Source organism: Martinezella paranaensis, from assembly GCF_014200235.1.
GTDB classification, from domain to species: Bacteria; Pseudomonadota; Alphaproteobacteria; order Rhizobiales; family Rhizobiaceae; genus Rhizobium; species Rhizobium paranaense.
The window spans coordinates 886,423-901,795 of record NZ_JACHBI010000001.1; the positions used below are offsets into that span (position 1 = coordinate 886,423).

Sequence of the window (15,373 nt, forward strand, 5' to 3'; positions counted from 1 at the left end):
TTCGGCGGCCGGAAAAATGCGAGTAGAGTGTTCACATTTTTACGAAGCGGGGAGCGCATGTCTACTCGCATTAAAAAGCCGCGGTCGCCGATGCGGAAAGAGCCGAGCCAGGCGCGTTCGCGGGCAACGGTGGACGCGATCATCGAGGCCGGTGCTCGCATTTTGGGCGACCACGGATGGGCCTGCTTCACGACGAATACCGTCGCGGCCGTAGCTGGCATAAGTATCGGTTCGCTCTATCAGTATTTTCCAGACAAGCTCTCTCTGGTCGAAGCCATAAGACGCCGCCATTTCGACGAAGTCCTAACCGTCCTGCGTCAGGCGACTGCATCCGACTTGCCGCTGCAACGGAGTGTCGAGGCCCTTGTACAAGGGATGATCGATGCTCACAGTGTGAACCCGGAGCTTCACAGGGTGCTTCTGGACGAGGTGCCTGGGCTTGAAGGTTCGAGATCTGCCATGATGCGTTTTTGGCAGACTATCAAAATCATTACAGGCGTTTTGTGGCTGCGAATCGGAGCGGCAACGCTGGTCCTTCGAACGACATTCTCGCTCAACTCATCTCCGGCGTGGTGGAAGGCGTCATCCATAACGGGGCTCGAAAGGGCACCCTGGATTCGCCAGAGCTGAAGCAGGAACTGGTGAGAATGATCTGCTCCTATCTTGGCAGCGTCGATAGACAAGAGATGATGTGAGCAGCGAGCTCGGCTTTGCGGCCTCAGTCGGCTTGTCGCGCCTCCCACCCCCGAGCGCATAGCTGCATTTCACATTTTCGATAGAGCTTAGGGCTAAAATAATTTGAATACTAACTAATTTAATGCTAATAGATTGCTATGAAATCTTTTGGCGCCCTGCAACGCATATTCACTGCCAATCTCCTTTCGACCGGCCGCCAATGGCGCCGGGCCGTCGATCTTGCGCTTAGCTCCCATGGCATCTCGGAGGCTGCCGCCGCGCCGCTCATATGGATCGGCCGTCTTGGCGGCGGTGTGCGGCAGGTGGCCCTTGCCAATTATGTCGGCATCGAAGGGCCGTCGCTGGTGAGGTTGCTCGACCAGCTTGAAGCTCTGGGGCTTGTCCTGCGCAAGGACGATCCGACGGATCGCCGGGCAAAGGGCCTATGGCTGACGGCCAAGGGCGAGATGCTCGCCGCCCGCATGGAAGAGACGCTTGACGAATTGCGCGGCAGGATCCTTGCCAATGTCGACAAGGCCGATCTCGAAGCCGCGATCCGTGTGTTGCAGGCCTTCGATGATTTCGAGGAGCCGAAGCCTTCCGAATCCAATCCGCAGCGCGAAGCCGTGTCATGAACCTTCCGTCCTGGCGCGACTGGCTGTTTTCGGCCAAGGCCTTTCTCGCATCCATGCTTGCGCTGTTCATCGCGCTGTCGCTGGATCTCCCGCGGCCCTATTGGGCCATGGCGGCCGTTTATGTCGTAGCCAATCCGCTCGCAGGGGCAACGAGTTCGAAAGCGCTTTATCGCGCGCTCGGAACTCTCCTGGGAGCCTCCGCCGCGGTCTTCTTCGTTCCGCTCTTCGTCGATGCTCCCGAACTTCTTTCCATTGTCGTCGCGCTATGGACTGGGACGCTGCTGTTCATTTCGATGCTCGACCGGACGTCGCGCAGCTACGTTTTCATGCTCGCTGGCTATTCGCTGCCATTGATCGCCTTGCCGACCGTCGGCTCGCCTCAAACGATCTTCGACGTCGCACTCGCCCGCTCGGAAGAGATCATCATCGGCATCGTTTGCGCCAGCATTGTCAGCGCCACCGTTTTTCCGACCAGCGTCAGCACCGTTCTCGGTCAACGCATCACGACATGGCTCGATGACGCCGGCAGTTGGGCGGATGAAATTCTGCGCGGGGAGGGCGCGTCACCCGCGACACCGCTGAAACGGCAGAAACTCGCGGCCGATGTCACGGGGCTTGATCTCATCATCAGCCAGCTCGGCTATGATGCCGGCAGCCGGGACATCGTCCGTCATTCGCGTGAACTGCGCGGCCGCCTGTTGATGCTGCTGCCGCTCTTCTCTTCCCTTGCCGATCGTCTACACGCCTTGAAGGCAGGGGAGAACCCCTTGCCTCAGAGCCTCGTCGCGGTCTTGAACGACGTGGCGGATTGGTTGGGGCAAGGCGGCGGCAGCAAGGCCGGCGATACCGTCGACATTCTGTCGCGAAAGATTGAGGACTTGCAGCAAAGCGATCCCGATTTCGGCTGGAATGATCTCGTTCTGTCGAGTGCTCTCGCGCGGCTGAAGGAAATCGTCGATCTCTGGCAGGATTGCCTGACGCTGCGCGATCAGATCATCGCCGGCGGTAAGGGCGGCGTGTGGCGGCCGACTTTCCGGCACCGCAACGTCGTCGGACCTAACCGGCATTATGACTATGCGCTGCTCGCCTTTTCCGCCGGCTCCGTAGTCGTCGGAACGGCGATCGCTTGCTTCTTCTGGATTTTCACCGGTTGGCAGAATGGCGCCGGCTTCGTCACCATGGCGGCGGTCGCCTGTTCCTTCTTTGCCGCGCTCGATCGCCCCGCACCCTTCATCACATCCATGTTCATCTGGTGCGCCGTCAGCCTGGTCATTGCCTTCACCTACATCTTCGCCATCCTGCCCGCCATCAACAGCTATGAGATGCTGGTCGTCGCCTTCGCGCCTCCGTTCCTGTTGCTCGGCCTGCTCATTCCGAGGCCGCAGTCCAATATGCTGGCCATGCTGCTGACGGTGAACAGCGCCTCTTTCATCGCATTGCAGGACCGCTATACGTCGGATTTCACCACCTTCACCAACGAAGCCATCGCCGCCTTGGCGGGCATCGGTTTCGCGCTCCTCTGGACGCTGATTGCTCGCCCCTTCGGTGCCGAAATTGCAGCCCGGCGACTGGTGCATGCCGGCTGGGCGGATCTGGCGGAGACGGCCGCCGGCGCCCGCAGTGCCGACTACGAGCGACTGTCTGGCCGTATTCTCGATCGTTTGGGCCAGCTCGTGCCGCGTCTTGCCGCGGTCGAGGATCGCGAGCTCAAGAAGGTTGACGGGTTTGCAGAGGTTCGCCTCGGCTTCAATGTGCTGATGCTGCAGAAGGAGCGGGCGCGTCTCGGCGCGTCGAGCGCATCCTCTATCGGGGCCGTTCTATCCGGCATTTCGCATTTCTACCGTACAAGGCTGAAGGCCGGCCAGGCGCTCGACGCTCCCGACGATCTTCGTCAGTCGATCGACGAAAGCCTGCGAGTGATCGCCGAGGAGAATGCCGGCAGCGGCCGCGACAGCCTCGATGCTTTGGTTGGCCTGCGCCGCGCACTTTATCCCCAGGCGCCGCCTCCAGAAAGCTGGCGATCAAAGCAATCCGTCTTCTTACCTCTTTCCCTTGCCGCAGAATAAAGCCATGCCCGCAGAATTCGATCTTTACGGCGTCTATGTGCCGCGCCTCCTCGTTCTGATGCTTCTGAGCCTCGGGCTGAGCATCGTCTTCCGCCGTGTCCTGGCCCGGCTCGGTGCCTACTCCCTCGTCTGGCACCGCGGGCTCTTCGACCTTGCCCTCTATGTGCTGTTTCTTGGGGCCGTTTCCTCTTTCACCCGTTGGTACTTCATATGAACGCGTTCAAACTTATCGGCCGGATCGCCGTCACCCTCGTCTTCGTCGCCGCAGCCGTTTTTGTCGGCCGTCAGCTTTGGGGCCACTATATGGACGAGCCGTGGACGCGAGACGCGCGGCTGCGCGCCGATGTCGTCGGCATTGCGCCCGATGTTTCCGGCCTGGTGAGTGAAGTCCTGGTAAAGGACAATCAGATCGTCAAGAAAGGCGATGTCCTCTTCCGTGTCGATCGCGACCGCTTCAGCATTGCGCTGGCTCAAGCCGACGCCGCGCTCGAAGGGGCCAAAGCGACACTCGATCAGGCGCAGCGCGAAAGCGCGCGACAGCAGCGCCTCGGCGATGCCGCCTCGGTCCAGCAGAAGGAGCAGGCGCAAACCGCGGAAGAACAGGCTCAGGCCGCTCTTGGCCAGGCCACGGCCAATCGCGCTCTCGCCCAGCTCAACCTCGACCGCTCCGAGGTCAAGGCGACGGTGAACGGCAGCGTTTCCAATCTTAGTCTCCGTCCGGGCGATTACGTCACCGCGGGCAAGGCGAAGGTTGCGCTGATCGACGCCGACTCCCTACGCGTGGAAGGCTATTTCGAGGAAACCAAGCTGCCGCGTATCCAGATCGGCGATGAGGTATCGATCCATCTGATGGGCCAGACGGAGAAGCTGACGGGCCATGTGGAGAGCATCGCCACCGGCATAGAGGACCGCGAGCGCACCTCGGGCAGCTTGCTCGCCAATATCACGCCAACCTTCAGTTGGGTTCGTCTGGCGCAGCGTGTTCCCGTGCGTATTGCTCTCGACAAGGTGCCTGACGACACCAAGCTGATCGCCGGCCTGACCGCGACCGTGGAGGTTTCGCAGCAGCAAAGCAAAGTCGCTCTCCAATGACGAACTGAAGCCCGAGAACGACGGGCTTCAGTTCCGATCCTAAGCGGCTTTGGAGCGGGAAACCGCAGCCGGTTTCCGCACCGCCCTGCGTTTCTCCATCATGATCGGACGGTACGATCGATAAAGGATCATGGCCATCAGCAGGCCGATATAGATGAATTGCTCCAGCGACAGCACCTTGGTCGACAGCGCGAAATGCAGCGCGCCGCAGGCGGCGATGATGTAGACCAGCCGATGCAGCCAGATCCATTTCTTGCCGAGACGTTTGATCGAAAAATTGTTGGAGGTCACGGCCAGCGCGAGCAGCATCACAAGCCCCGCCATGCCGAACATGATGAAGGGCCGCTTCAGCACATCGCCGATGAGGGCCTGCACGTCCAGCGCCTGGTCGAGGATCATATAGACTGCCAGATGCATCAGCGCGTAGTAGAAGCAGAGCAGGCCAAGCGCCCGGCGGTAGCGCAGGTAGTTCCAGCCAAAGAGATCGCGCGCCGGGGTGACGGCGAGCGTCAAGAGCAGGAAGCGGATCGCCCAGAGCCCGAGGAATAGCTCGAAGGTCTTCACCGCATCGGCGCCGAGCTGGTCCGTGGTGCCGAGATAGAATTCCCATGCGGCCGGTATCAGGCCGACGACGTAAAGCGTCCAGACGGAAGCAGGCTGCCAGCGTTTGGGCAGGGCGAGGGAAAGAGTCATCAGAAATTCGCCCGCAGGTCCATGCCGGCATAAAGACTTGCGACCTGATCGGCATAGCCGTTGAAGGGTAGGGTGGGGTGACGATTGGCGCCGAAGAAGCCGCCTTCGCCGATGCGGCGCTCGGTCGCCTGGCTCCAGCGCGGGTGATCGACCGCGGGATTGACGTTGGCATAGAAGCCGTATTCCTGGCTGTTGGTCGCTTGCCAGGTGTTCACTGGCTGCTTGTCGGTGAGCGTGATGCGGACAATCGACTTGATGCCCTTGAAGCCATATTTCCAAGGCACGACAAGGCGGATCGGCGCGCCGTTCGCATTCGGCAACATCTCGCCATAGAGACCGACGGCCAAAAGTGTCAGCGGATTGCGCGCTTCATCGAGCCGCAGGCCTTCGACATAGGGCCAGTTCAGCGACTGGAAAACGCCTGACTGCCCGGGCATCTCCTCCGGCCGTACGACCGTTTCGAAGGCGACGAATTTGGCGCTGCCAAGCGGCTCGACCTTGTCGAGCAGGGCAGAGAGCGGAAAGCCGTCCCAGGGAATGACCATCGACCATGCCTCGACGCAGCGCATGCGATAGACGCGCTCTTCCGGCGGAAAGTCCTTGATCAGCGCATCGATGTCGAATGTGCCGGGTTTGCCGACCATGCCATCGACCTTGACGGTCCAGGGCCGCGGCTTGAAATTGCCCGAAAGCTTCGCCGGATCGGCCTTGTCGAGACCGAATTCATAGAAATTGTTGTAAGTGGTGACGTCCTTGAGCGGCGTCAGTTTCTCGTCGACCGTATAGTTGCTCTTCGTCGCGTTCAACGTATCGGCAAAAGCGCTTTTCCCGCTAGCAATCGCGAGGCCGGCGCCGGCCGCAGCCGTCAGGAATTCCCGGCGCCTCAGATAGACCGAGCGCGGCGTGATCTCGGAAGAAGCGATCTTCGGCGGGCGATAGGAAGGCATTACAATATTCCTTTCTACGATCGTAGAGATGATACGGCCTCTACGGAGGAGAAGCACGATTTGTTACCGTCTTACGACGTTATTTCTTTTCAACGGAAACCAACTTTTTGTGTGCTTCCGTGAGGGAATAAATCGTCTTCTGCGGTGTCCATGTCATTTGGCCGATGACTGAGCCCGAGACTTGCTTTGCCCTTGCGGCGTACCGGATTCGGTCTAGTTGACAGTGACAGTCCGGTGCGATTGGATTAGGACAATTCCAAAAAGCAGGATTGTCGGCGCTCCCTTCGGCGCAAAGCCTTGGCCGGCCGGCGCCTCACAATTTCCAAGACGACGAGGAAGACACCATGCCAGCTTATCGTTCCAGAACCACGACCCATGGCCGCAACATGGCGGGCGCGCGCGGCCTTTGGCGCGCGACGGGTATGAAGGATAGCGATTTCGGCAAGCCCATCATCGCAGTGGTCAACTCCTTCACCCAGTTCGTGCCGGGCCACGTTCACCTCAAGGATCTCGGCCAGCTCGTAGCGCGCGAAATCGAAGCCGCCGGCGGCGTCGCCAAGGAATTCAACACCATCGCCGTCGATGACGGTATCGCCATGGGCCATGACGGCATGCTCTATTCGCTGCCCTCGCGCGAGCTGATCGCCGACAGCGTTGAATACATGGTCAATGCCCATTGCGCAGACGCCATGGTCTGCATCTCCAACTGCGACAAGATCACCCCCGGCATGCTGATGGCCTCGCTGCGCCTGAACATCCCGACGGTCTTCGTATCCGGCGGCCCGATGGAGGCCGGTAAGGTTGTCCTGCACGGCAAGAAGCATGCACTCGATCTGGTCGACGCCATGGTTGCCGCTGCCGACGACAAGATCAGCGACGAGGACGTTCAGGTCATCGAACGCTCGGCCTGTCCGACCTGCGGCTCCTGCTCGGGCATGTTCACGGCCAATTCGATGAACTGCTTGACCGAAGCTCTCGGCCTGTCGCTGCCGGGCAATGGCTCTACGCTCGCCACCCATGCGGACCGCAAGCGCCTCTTCGTCGAAGCCGGCCATCTGATCGTCGATCTCGCCCGCCGCTATTACGAGCAGGAGGATGGCTCCGTCCTGCCGCGCACCGTTGCTTCAAAGCAGGCTTTCGAGAACGCCATGGCGCTCGATATTGCCATGGGCGGCTCCACCAACACGGTTCTGCATATTCTCGCTGCCGCCCATGAAGGCGAAGTCGATTTCACCATGGCTGATATCGACGCCCTTTCGCGCCGCGTGCCGTGCCTGTCGAAGGTCGCGCCGGCCAAGAGCGATGTGCATATGGAAGACGTGCATCGCGCCGGCGGCATCATGTCGATCCTCGGCGAGCTCGACAAGGGCGGCCTGATCAACCGCGATTGCCCGACCGTTCATGCCGAAACCCTTGGCGATGCCATCGACCGCTGGGACATTACCCGCACCAACAGCGAGACGGTGCGCGAATTCTTCCGTGCGGCTCCCGGCGGCATTCCGACCCAGGTCGCTTTCAGCCAGAACGCCCGTTGGGAAGAACTCGACACCGACCGCCAGAACGGCGTCATCCGCTCCGTCGAGCATCCCTTCTCCAAGGATGGCGGTCTCGCTGTTCTCAAGGGCAATCTGGCGTTGGACGGCTGCATCGTGAAGACGGCCGGCGTCGATGAATCGATCCTGAAATTCTCCGGCCCAGCCAGGGTCTTCGAAAGCCAGGACGCATCCGTCAAGGCTATCCTCAGCAACGAGATCAAGGCCGGCGACGTCGTCGTCATCCGCTATGAAGGCCCGAAGGGCGGCCCGGGCATGCAGGAAATGCTCTATCCGACGAGCTATCTGAAGTCGAAGGGCCTCGGCAAGGCCTGCGCGCTGATCACCGACGGCCGTTTCTCCGGCGGCACCTCGGGCCTCTCGATCGGCCACGTTTCGCCCGAAGCGGCCAATGGCGGCACGATCGGCCTGGTGCGTGAAGGCGACATGATCGACATCGACATCCCGAATCGCACCATCAGCCTGCGCGTTGACGAAAAAGAACTCGCCGTCCGCCGCGAAGCTCAGAACGCCAGCGGTTGGCATCCGGCAGAACAGCGCAAGCGCAACGTCACGACGGCGCTGAAGGCTTATGCGGCCTTTGCGACGAGTGCTGACCGGGGTGCGGTCCGCGATTTGGGTGGTAAATGACTAAATTCCTTCGCCCCGTCCTGAGCTTGTCGAAGGGGCGGGGAGAACGTGGGCTGGCACAATTGAGCACAGCGAAATTGTACCAGGTCGGATGAGGGGCCTTCTGGAAATCAACCGCGACGGCAGAGTTTGCCGGACCCGCGGTAGCCCCTCACCCTAGCCCTCTCCCCGTTTACACGGGGCGAGGGGACGATCGTGCAAGAGGCCTGCTCACAACGGCCGATTGATCCGCTTATACGTCTCATCCAACGCTTTCAGCCGTTCGTCATAAGCCTCTTTGATGCAAGCGGCATCGGCGCCACAGGCCTGTCGCTTCTTCAGCCAGGCCGTCTGTTCGTCTTGCAGCGTCCCGCGTGAGCCCATGGCGAGCAGGCCGGAGAGCAGGTCGAAGGTCGTCACCATTTTCACGTCGGCATCGTTGAGCGCTCTGTTGTCGCAGATCATCTTCTCGTCCGGCTGAAGGGTCTGCGAATCGCAATTGAAGCTCGCAGCCTCCGATGTGTTGGCCGTCGTCAGGAGGGTAACGAGAAAGACTGCTGCAAGGCTGGTTGATCGCATGATTTTGCTCCATCTGCCGGTTTCCGAAACGAAATGCGCGATCACGCGTTTTTGTTCATCACACCTGTTCTTCCCGTGTGTGAACGACCAATTATACTTCATGCTTCCGCCCTCTTTCCTTTCTAGCGTCGGACGCTACAACGTTGTTTCAAGAGCATTAAAGAAGGAAAATTCCATGCAGGTCCTGCTGAAGCGCACCGCCGTTTCGATGATCGCCCTCATCATGACGATGCCGCTTTCCGCCGAGGCACAGACAGCAAAGTCCGTGCCGCAGAGCCAGATGCAAATGCAGCTTTCGTTTGCGCCGCTGGTCAAACAGACGGCCGGCGCCGTGGTCAATGTCTATGCCGAGCGGATGGTACAACGGCAGTCGCCCTTTGCCGGCGATCCCTTCTTCGAACAGTTCTTCGGCCAGCGCATGCCGAATCGCACCGAGAAGCAGTCTTCGCTCGGCTCCGGCGTCATTGTCGAAGCCAACGGCACGGTCATCACCAACAACCATGTCATCGACGGTGCCGACGATATCAAGATCGCACTCTCCGACGGCCGCGAATTTCCCTGCGATGTCGTGCTGAAGGATGATCGGGTCGATCTCGCCGTTCTGAAGATCAAATCCAAGAACCAGAGCTTCCCCATCCTGCCGCTTGGCAATTCTGATGCCGTCGAAGTTGGCGATCTCGTGCTGGCGATCGGCAATCCCTTCGGCGTTGGCCAGACGGTGACGAGCGGCATCGTATCGGCGCTGGCCCGCAACCAGGTGAAGAACCAGGTCGGCTTCTTCATCCAGACCGATGCCTCGATCAATCCCGGCAATTCCGGCGGTGCTTTGGCGAATATGTCGGGCGAACTGATCGGCCTCAACACGGCCATCTTTTCCCAGGGCGGCGGCTCGAACGGCATTGGCTTCGCCATCCCCGCCAATCTGGTCAAGGTGTTTCTCGCGGCGGCCGATCGCGGCGACAAGACCTTCGATCGCCCCTATATCGGCGCTTCCTTTGAACCGGTGACATCTGATGTTGCCGAGGCGCTGGGCCTTGACAAGGTGCGCGGTGCGCTGGTGACCAAGGTGATCGATGGCGGGCCGGCGGCGAAGGCTGGTCTGAAGGCTGGCGAGGTCGTCACGGCCATCAACAATATCCCGGTCGAGCATCCGGACGCGCTTGGTTATCGTCTGACGACGGCTGGCCTCGGTGCTACCGTTGATTTGACCGTTCTGGACAACGGCAAAGAAATGCACGACAGCATGACGCTCGCCGCCGCGCCGGAATCCACGCCGCGGGATGAGAAACTGATCCAGGGCAACAATCCCTTCTCAGGTGCGACCGTTGCCAACCTCTCGCCGCGCGTCGCCGATGAACTGCATCTGCCTCCAGATGCGAACGGCGTCGTCGTCGAGAACCTGAAGGCGGATTCGCAGGCAGAGCGCCTTGGCTTTGCGCCGAAGGATATCGTCGTTTCCGTCAACGGCGTCGCGATCACCTCGACGGACGTGCTGCAGCAGGCCGTTACGGGCAATCCAAGCTTCTGGCGCGTCGAAATCGAGCGCGACGGTCAACGCATCCGGCAGTTCTTCCGATGAGTGACGATCTGTTTGCACCGCGGATACCGGAGGAGGTCGCCAAGAGGCGGCCTCTCGCCGATCGTCTGCGGCCGCAAACCTTGAGCGATGTCACCGGCCAGCCACATCTGGCCGGTGAGGATGGCGCGCTGCGGCGAATGATCGACTCCGGCTCGCTCGGCTCCATGATCTTCTGGGGGCCGCCAGGCACCGGCAAGACGACGGTGGCACGGTTGCTGTCGGGCGAGGCGGGCTTGGCCTTCGAGCAGATCTCGGCAATCTTCTCCGGCGTCGCAGATCTGAAGAAGGTGTTCGAAGCCGCGCGTCTGCGCCGCATGGATGGCCGCCAGACGCTGCTTTTCGTCGACGAGATCCATCGCTTCAACCGCGCCCAGCAGGATAGCTTCCTGCCGGTCATGGAGGATGGCACCGTCATTCTGGTCGGCGCCACCACTGAAAACCCGTCTTTCGAGCTCAACGCCGCTCTCCTATCCCGTGCGCGTGTCCTGACGTTTCGCTCGCATGACGAGGAAAGCCTGGAGGAATTGCTGCGCCGCGCCGAGGCGGCTGAAGGCCGGCCGTTGCCGTTGACCGAGGATGCCCGCGCCAGCCTGATCCGCATGGCCGATGGCGATGGCCGCTCAGTGCTGACTCTGGCCGAAGAAGCCTGGCGCGCCGCGCGCAAGGACGAGCTTTTCGATCCTGATGCGCTGGTCAAGATCGTGCAGCGCCGGGCGCCGGTCTACGACAAGGCTCAGGACGGCCATTACAATCTGATTTCGGCTCTGCATAAGTCGGTGCGCGGCTCCGACCCTGACGCGGCGCTCTACTATCTCGCCCGCATGTTCGATGCCGGCGAAGACCCGCTTTATCTCGGAAGGCGGCTGGTGCGCATGGCGGTGGAGGATATCGGCCTTGCCGATCCGCAGGCGCTGGTCATCTGTAACGCCGCCAAGGATGCTTATGATTATCTGGGGTCACCGGAAGGTGAATTGGCCTTGGCCGAGGCCTGTGTCTATCTCGCTACCGCTCCAAAGTCGAACGCCGTCTATACTGCCTTCAAGGCTGCCACGCAGGCCGCCAAACAGAACGGCTCGCTGCTGCCGCCCAAGCATATCCTCAATGCGCCGACGAAGCTGATGCGCACGGAAGGATATGGCGACGGTTACCGTTATGATCACGACGAGCCCGACGCGTTTTCGGGCCAGAATTATTTTCCGGAAAAGATGGGCCGCCAGACCTTCTACGATCCGCCGGAGCGTGGTTTCGAGCGCGAAATCCGCAAACGGCTGGACTGGTGGGCGAAGCTGCGCAAGGAGCGCGGCGAACCATAGGTTGGACGTCACCTAGCGGTGACGACTTCCGCTGCCTTTTGCATGCGCGGTGCGGGAGCCTTGTCGATCATCTTGACGCTCGATTCCGCCATGCCGTTGTGGCCTTCCATATCCACGACCAGATGCCAATGGCCGGTCTCCGGAATGGACAGCCGGATCGGCGATTTCTTGGCGACGCCGCCGAGGAACTGGTGCTTCAGAGTTTCCGTAAAGCGCTCGAAATTCGAGCTGTTCATCAACCGGACATTGGCGATGGCCGACAGTGTGATCTCGATCACGGTGCCGGCGCGCTGCTCGTTGAGATCATAGTGGCTGTAACGGAAGGCAGGCTTCGACATTGCTCTTTTACTCTGGTGACACCCGGCCGCTATTTTACGCAAGTGCCGGTTAAGGAAGAGTTGGGTCGGGTGCCGTGAGGCGATCGAAGCTGTTTCGAATTGCTACATCTAATGCAGATTTGGAGACGGCATCGCGAAGCCGTCGAGTTCGAGCACCGAGCCCTCTGGGGCGCGGCATATATCGGCCGGATTATAGTTGCACTCTTCCGCTGCAAAATGCAGCGCCGCCTTCTCGGTGGCGAACAGGCCGCCGACAAGACCCTGCCGATCCCAGACGATCCAGGCGCCACGGCGGTCGCGGCCGACCGTGAAGCGGGCGGGTGCCGGCGAGACGGCAATGTGAGCCGAGCGGCGCTGAATATGCTGTGCATCTGCCATGTGTTTTCCCTCGTAAATCGCTTCGCTACACTCAGTTGCCAGCCCAGTGCATCAGCGCCTGGATGATGCCGGCGCCGAGGAAGACGAGCGCCAGGCGTGGCGCTATGGCGCGAAGTCCGTTTAGCAGTGTATGAAACGGGGTCGGCCGCTTGGTCCCCACGAGAGCGGTGGGGCGAGGGCGTTGGAGCGGATCAGCAGCGCCATATTGCATGTAACGTGACATCATAGTTCCTTTCCAAGTGTCACCGGCGCTGCGGTCGATTTTGGGCGACGCAAGCGCCATGCAAATAAATCTATGAGTGATCCGATATGTTTTCCATTTGGCAGAAAACGCTAAAATATAAAAATCTCATAGGGATAGGTTGCTTTCATAATCCTGTTCGGAAAGTCCTCGGCGAGGATGCGTCGCTTTGGTAGGCGAGTTGAAGCGAAGCCATCGCCGTCCTGATCGCCGCATCCGTCTCGGCTTCGACGCCGGTTAGCGGCAGGCGTACATCCGGGCTGATGTCCCTTATCGGAGACAAGGCATGCTTCACCGTTGCCGGTTCGGGTTCACGCGCAAGCGCCTTGAGCAGCGGCCGCAGCCGATCGTCGATCAGCAGCGCCGTCGCCATATGGTCGCACGCCGCCGATAGCTGCATGGAGCGGAAAAGCCGCGGTGCGATGTTGGCCGCACTTGAAAACGAACCCCGTCCGCCAGCCATGGTGAAGGCGAGCGCGGTTGCATCATGGGTCGAATAGAGCCCGATCCTTTCCGGCAGCAGAGGACGCCAGGTGCTGATGCGGCCGATATCGCCGCTGCCATCGGCGATGCCGATGATGGTCGGGATTTCCGCCAGCCGCGCGACCGTCGCGGGCGTCAGGTCGATGGCGGTATGGGCGGGCAGGTTATGGATGATCAGCGGCAGATCGGTGCTGGCGGCCAGCCGCTCGAAATGATGGACAAGACCTTTCTGGCTCGGCTTGGAATAATAGGGAAGCGTAACGAAGGCCGCATCGGCGCCGAGTGCCTGGGCCTGCCGTGTCTCCTCGATCGTCGTTGCCGTGTTATTGGTGCCGGTAGCGACGATAACGGGGACCCGGCCCTCCGCCAATTCGGCGCAGATCTCGATGATCCGCACTCGCTCAGCCGCAGTGAGCACAGGTCCTTCGCCGGTCAAGGAGCAGGCGAGCAAGCCGTCGATGCCGCTCAGCAATTGCCATTCCACATGCGCCATCAGACCGACGGTATCGATCGTATCGTCCCGAAACGGCGTGACGAGCGAGGTGATCGCACCGCCCACACGCAAGGCCGGTTTCATCATGATCTTCTGGCCGCTCAGAGAGCATGCAGCACTATGAAAAGCTCAAGGCCGCCGAGCAGCAGCCCGAAGGCGAACATGGCGTAGAAGGTACGTCTTTCGCGGACACGCCGGTCGCGAAGCCGTCGCTTCGGTGGGGCTTTGGCCGTGGGGGTAGAAGCGACAATGCGTTGGCGTCTTTCGTCGCTGCCCCGCACAAGAAAACGGATGGACTCTGCAAGGTTGGTGGAGTGTGTCTCAAGCATGGCGTCTACCTCTGCATCTGATCCCCACGGTAGCGCCGACCCGCATAGGAAATCCATTCGAGGCAGAGGGCAAAGAAATAGGGGAGATATAAAGATGCAGAGGTTCACCGAACCGGGCGGGGCAGGTGGGGAAGTCGGCGGATGACAGGCTTATCCCGCCACCCGCAAGTTCTCCCGGTCCAACTGCGTCACCAGCGCCAGGATTGTCGCCGAAGTCGGCGTCGCGACACCGGCGAGCTTGCCGAGCGAGACGACCATGCCGACCAGCGGCGTGATTTCCAGCGCCTTGCCGGCTAGCAGATCCTGCAGCATCGAGGTGCGTACCGGACCGATCTGGAGGGAGCGTTCGAGGCGTTCTTCGACGGAAATCGCCAGGCGTGCACCCAAGGCTTCCGCAACGGTCTTCACCTCGTTCATCACCTGGCCGACCATGGCCGACAGGGCCGGGTTGTCCATGATGTCGGACATCAGTGCTCGCGTCAGGGCGCTGATCGGATTGAAGGCGGCATTGCCCATCAGCTTGCTCCAGATTTCGTCGCGAATGCGCGGTGAGATCGAGACGTTGACCCCGCCGCGCTTCAAGAGAGCTGCGATCGCTTCGATGTCGGCGGTCGTTTCGCCGGAGGGTTCTCCGAGGACGAAATGACCGTTGTTGCTGAGCTTGATCTCGCCGGGATTGATGACCTCGGCGCCCTGATAGGCGACGCAGCCGACAACGCGCTGAGGCCCGATCAGCCGCCACAGATTGCCGTTCGGATCGAGCTCCTCCATCTGGCGCTCGGCATGGCCGCTTTGCTCATCCCGATGAAAATACCACCAGGGTATGCCGTTCAGGACCATCATGACACGCGTCCGATCATGCAGGAGCCTGGCGATGCCGGGGGCTGCCGCATCGAGCTGGTGGCCCTTAAGTCCCGTGATTACCAAGTCCTGTGGCGGAAGCTCCGCGGTGTTGTCCGTTGCAGTCACCTGCGCCACGAGCGGGCTGTCCGCTTGAGCCTCCCAGACCCGCAAGCCATCCGCGCGAATGCCTTCCAGATGCCCGCCACGCGCCACGACGGAAACGGTCGCTTGCTCCCTCAGTCCCAAAGCCAGTTTCGCCGCGATGGCGCCGCCGAGCGCGCCCGCGCCGTAGACGCAGATGGTTTTGAGCGAGGGGGATGCCATAGCCTTGATCTCCAGGTCCGTAGCGATCGGAAGAAGTTAGGTCGTCTCCATGATTTGGCGAGACCCGGCGGGCAGAGTTGGCGCGCAATTCCGCCGTTTCATCGAAACTATGGTCGAACTCGAACCGGCATCGTCCGCTCGGGCTATTCTTTACCACAATCACATTTTAACGTCGGCGGCGGTGCTGGACCAGAAACAACCAG

General features: G+C 60.8%; 17 protein-coding genes. 8 read left to right on the top strand and 9 right to left on the bottom strand.

The genetic code is table 11. The features are described 5' to 3' along the window. The first annotated feature begins 129 nt into the window (after positions 1 to 129). The 5 genes from GGD50_RS04350 (at position 130) to GGD50_RS04370 (ending at position 4,468) form a co-directional block, all read left to right on the top strand. Positions 130 to 630 carry a TetR/AcrR family transcriptional regulator gene (locus GGD50_RS04350; RefSeq protein WP_343069875.1) on the top strand — a complete coding sequence of 167 codons (501 nt, stop codon included), beginning with the start codon at positions 130 to 132 and terminating at the stop codon, positions 628 to 630. Between the two features lie 203 nt (positions 631 to 833). Beyond that, positions 834 to 1,310, top strand: a complete 477-nt coding sequence (locus GGD50_RS04355; RefSeq protein WP_183937665.1) for a MarR family winged helix-turn-helix transcriptional regulator — start codon at positions 834 to 836, stop codon at positions 1,308 to 1,310. Then, positions 1,307 to 3,376: an FUSC family protein gene (locus GGD50_RS04360; RefSeq protein WP_107107819.1), complete on the top strand. Its 2,070-nt coding sequence runs from the start codon at positions 1,307 to 1,309 to the stop codon at positions 3,374 to 3,376. Before GGD50_RS04355 ends, GGD50_RS04360 begins: the two co-directional genes overlap by 4 nt. 4 nt (positions 3,377 to 3,380) lie before the next feature. Further along, positions 3,381 to 3,590, top strand: coding sequence for a DUF1656 domain-containing protein (locus GGD50_RS04365; RefSeq protein WP_107107820.1), 210 nt, complete (start codon positions 3,381 to 3,383; stop codon positions 3,588 to 3,590). After that, a complete protein-coding gene (locus tag GGD50_RS04370; RefSeq protein WP_107107821.1) occupies positions 3,587 to 4,468 on the top strand; it encodes an efflux RND transporter periplasmic adaptor subunit in 882 nt (293 codons plus the stop codon). Before GGD50_RS04365 ends, GGD50_RS04370 begins: the two co-directional genes overlap by 4 nt. Positions 4,469 to 4,507: 39 nt before the next feature. On the opposite strand, the gene msrQ is transcribed toward GGD50_RS04370, so the two are convergent. Both msrQ and msrP read right to left on the bottom strand, forming a co-directional pair. Continuing rightward, on the bottom strand, positions 4,508 to 5,161 hold the full coding sequence (gene msrQ, locus GGD50_RS04375; protein ID WP_414124010.1) for a protein-methionine-sulfoxide reductase heme-binding subunit MsrQ: 654 nt from the start codon (positions 5,159 to 5,161) through the stop codon (positions 4,508 to 4,510). Further along, positions 5,161 to 6,108 carry a protein-methionine-sulfoxide reductase catalytic subunit MsrP gene (gene msrP / locus GGD50_RS04380; RefSeq protein WP_107107822.1) on the bottom strand — a complete coding sequence of 316 codons (948 nt, stop codon included), beginning with the start codon at positions 6,106 to 6,108 and terminating at the stop codon, positions 5,161 to 5,163. The genes msrQ and msrP overlap by 1 nt, the downstream gene beginning before the upstream one ends. A gap of 344 nt (positions 6,109 to 6,452) precedes the next feature. On the opposite strand from msrP, the gene ilvD reads away from it, so the two are divergent. Next, positions 6,453 to 8,291, top strand: coding sequence for a dihydroxy-acid dehydratase (ilvD, locus tag GGD50_RS04385; RefSeq protein ID WP_107107823.1), 1,839 nt, complete (start codon positions 6,453 to 6,455; stop codon positions 8,289 to 8,291). 210 nt (positions 8,292 to 8,501) lie between these two features. Here ilvD and GGD50_RS04390 read toward each other — a convergent pair whose 3' ends face one another. Further along, on the bottom strand, positions 8,502 to 8,849 hold the full coding sequence (locus tag GGD50_RS04390) for a lysozyme inhibitor LprI family protein (protein WP_107108126.1): 348 nt from the start codon (positions 8,847 to 8,849) through the stop codon (positions 8,502 to 8,504). A 175-nt stretch (positions 8,850 to 9,024) separates the two neighbouring features. Between GGD50_RS04390 and GGD50_RS04395 the strand changes: the two genes are divergently transcribed. Both GGD50_RS04395 and GGD50_RS04400 read left to right on the top strand, forming a co-directional pair. Continuing rightward, the gene (locus tag GGD50_RS04395) at positions 9,025 to 10,428 is read left to right on the top strand and encodes a DegQ family serine endoprotease (RefSeq protein WP_107107824.1); all 1,404 of its coding nucleotides are present in this window, start codon (positions 9,025 to 9,027) and stop codon (positions 10,426 to 10,428) included. After that, positions 10,425 to 11,741: a replication-associated recombination protein A gene (locus GGD50_RS04400; RefSeq protein ID WP_107107825.1), complete on the top strand. Its 1,317-nt coding sequence runs from the start codon at positions 10,425 to 10,427 to the stop codon at positions 11,739 to 11,741. The genes GGD50_RS04395 and GGD50_RS04400 overlap by 4 nt, the downstream gene beginning before the upstream one ends. Positions 11,742 to 11,749: 8 nt before the next feature. Here the strand turns inward: GGD50_RS04400 and GGD50_RS04405 are convergent, their stop codons facing one another. From GGD50_RS04405 to GGD50_RS04430, 6 genes are all read right to left on the bottom strand, one after another. Beyond that, positions 11,750 to 12,079 carry a DUF1883 domain-containing protein gene (locus GGD50_RS04405; protein WP_107107826.1) on the bottom strand — a complete coding sequence of 110 codons (330 nt, stop codon included), beginning with the start codon at positions 12,077 to 12,079 and terminating at the stop codon, positions 11,750 to 11,752. A 108-nt stretch (positions 12,080 to 12,187) separates the two neighbouring features. Further along, positions 12,188 to 12,457 (bottom strand): hypothetical protein, encoded by a 270-nt coding sequence (locus GGD50_RS04410; protein ID WP_107107827.1) that lies wholly within the window; start codon positions 12,455 to 12,457, stop codon positions 12,188 to 12,190. A gap of 31 nt (positions 12,458 to 12,488) precedes the next feature. Further along, positions 12,489 to 12,683 carry a hypothetical protein gene (locus tag GGD50_RS04415; protein ID WP_107108127.1) on the bottom strand — a complete coding sequence of 65 codons (195 nt, stop codon included), beginning with the start codon at positions 12,681 to 12,683 and terminating at the stop codon, positions 12,489 to 12,491. Between the two features lie 142 nt (positions 12,684 to 12,825). After that, a complete protein-coding gene (dapA, locus tag GGD50_RS04420) occupies positions 12,826 to 13,761 on the bottom strand; it encodes a 4-hydroxy-tetrahydrodipicolinate synthase (RefSeq protein ID WP_107107828.1) in 936 nt (311 codons plus the stop codon). Between the two features lie 14 nt (positions 13,762 to 13,775). Continuing rightward, a complete protein-coding gene (locus tag GGD50_RS04425; RefSeq protein WP_146143988.1) occupies positions 13,776 to 14,003 on the bottom strand; it encodes a hypothetical protein in 228 nt (75 codons plus the stop codon). A gap of 150 nt (positions 14,004 to 14,153) precedes the next feature. Next, entirely contained in the window at positions 14,154 to 15,170 is a 1,017-nt protein-coding gene (locus GGD50_RS04430; RefSeq protein WP_107107830.1) for a ketopantoate reductase family protein, read from the bottom strand. Positions 15,171 to 15,373 lie beyond the last annotated feature (203 nt).

What these genes read in the sequence shown, in the direction of transcription:
- GGD50_RS04355 (WP_183937665.1), top strand. Translation starts at nt 834, where the DNA reads ATGAAATCTTTTGGCGCCCTGCAACGCATATTCACTGCCAATCTCCTT.
- GGD50_RS04360 (WP_107107819.1), top strand. Translation starts at nt 1,307, where the DNA reads ATGAACCTTCCGTCCTGGCGCGACTGGCTGTTTTCGGCCAAGGCCTTT.
- GGD50_RS04365 (WP_107107820.1), top strand. Translation starts at nt 3,381, where the DNA reads ATGCCCGCAGAATTCGATCTTTACGGCGTCTATGTGCCGCGCCTCCTC.
- GGD50_RS04370 (WP_107107821.1), top strand. Translation starts at nt 3,587, where the DNA reads ATGAACGCGTTCAAACTTATCGGCCGGATCGCCGTCACCCTCGTCTTC.
- msrQ (WP_414124010.1), bottom strand. Translation starts at nt 5,161, where the DNA reads ATGACTCTTTCCCTCGCCCTGCCCAAACGCTGGCAGCCTGCTTCCGTC.
- msrP (WP_107107822.1), bottom strand. Translation starts at nt 6,108, where the DNA reads ATGCCTTCCTATCGCCCGCCGAAGATCGCTTCTTCCGAGATCACGCCG.
- ilvD (WP_107107823.1), top strand. Translation starts at nt 6,453, where the DNA reads ATGCCAGCTTATCGTTCCAGAACCACGACCCATGGCCGCAACATGGCG.
- GGD50_RS04390 (WP_107108126.1), bottom strand. Translation starts at nt 8,849, where the DNA reads ATGCGATCAACCAGCCTTGCAGCAGTCTTTCTCGTTACCCTCCTGACG.
- GGD50_RS04395 (WP_107107824.1), top strand. Translation starts at nt 9,025, where the DNA reads ATGCAGGTCCTGCTGAAGCGCACCGCCGTTTCGATGATCGCCCTCATC.
- GGD50_RS04400 (WP_107107825.1), top strand. Translation starts at nt 10,425, where the DNA reads ATGAGTGACGATCTGTTTGCACCGCGGATACCGGAGGAGGTCGCCAAG.
- GGD50_RS04405 (WP_107107826.1), bottom strand. Translation starts at nt 12,079, where the DNA reads ATGTCGAAGCCTGCCTTCCGTTACAGCCACTATGATCTCAACGAGCAG.
- GGD50_RS04410 (WP_107107827.1), bottom strand. Translation starts at nt 12,457, where the DNA reads ATGGCAGATGCACAGCATATTCAGCGCCGCTCGGCTCACATTGCCGTC.
- GGD50_RS04415 (WP_107108127.1), bottom strand. Translation starts at nt 12,683, where the DNA reads ATGATGTCACGTTACATGCAATATGGCGCTGCTGATCCGCTCCAACGC.
- dapA (WP_107107828.1), bottom strand. Translation starts at nt 13,761, where the DNA reads ATGATGAAACCGGCCTTGCGTGTGGGCGGTGCGATCACCTCGCTCGTC.
- GGD50_RS04425 (WP_146143988.1), bottom strand. Translation starts at nt 14,003, where the DNA reads ATGCTTGAGACACACTCCACCAACCTTGCAGAGTCCATCCGTTTTCTT.
- GGD50_RS04430 (WP_107107830.1), bottom strand. Translation starts at nt 15,170, where the DNA reads ATGGCATCCCCCTCGCTCAAAACCATCTGCGTCTACGGCGCGGGCGCG.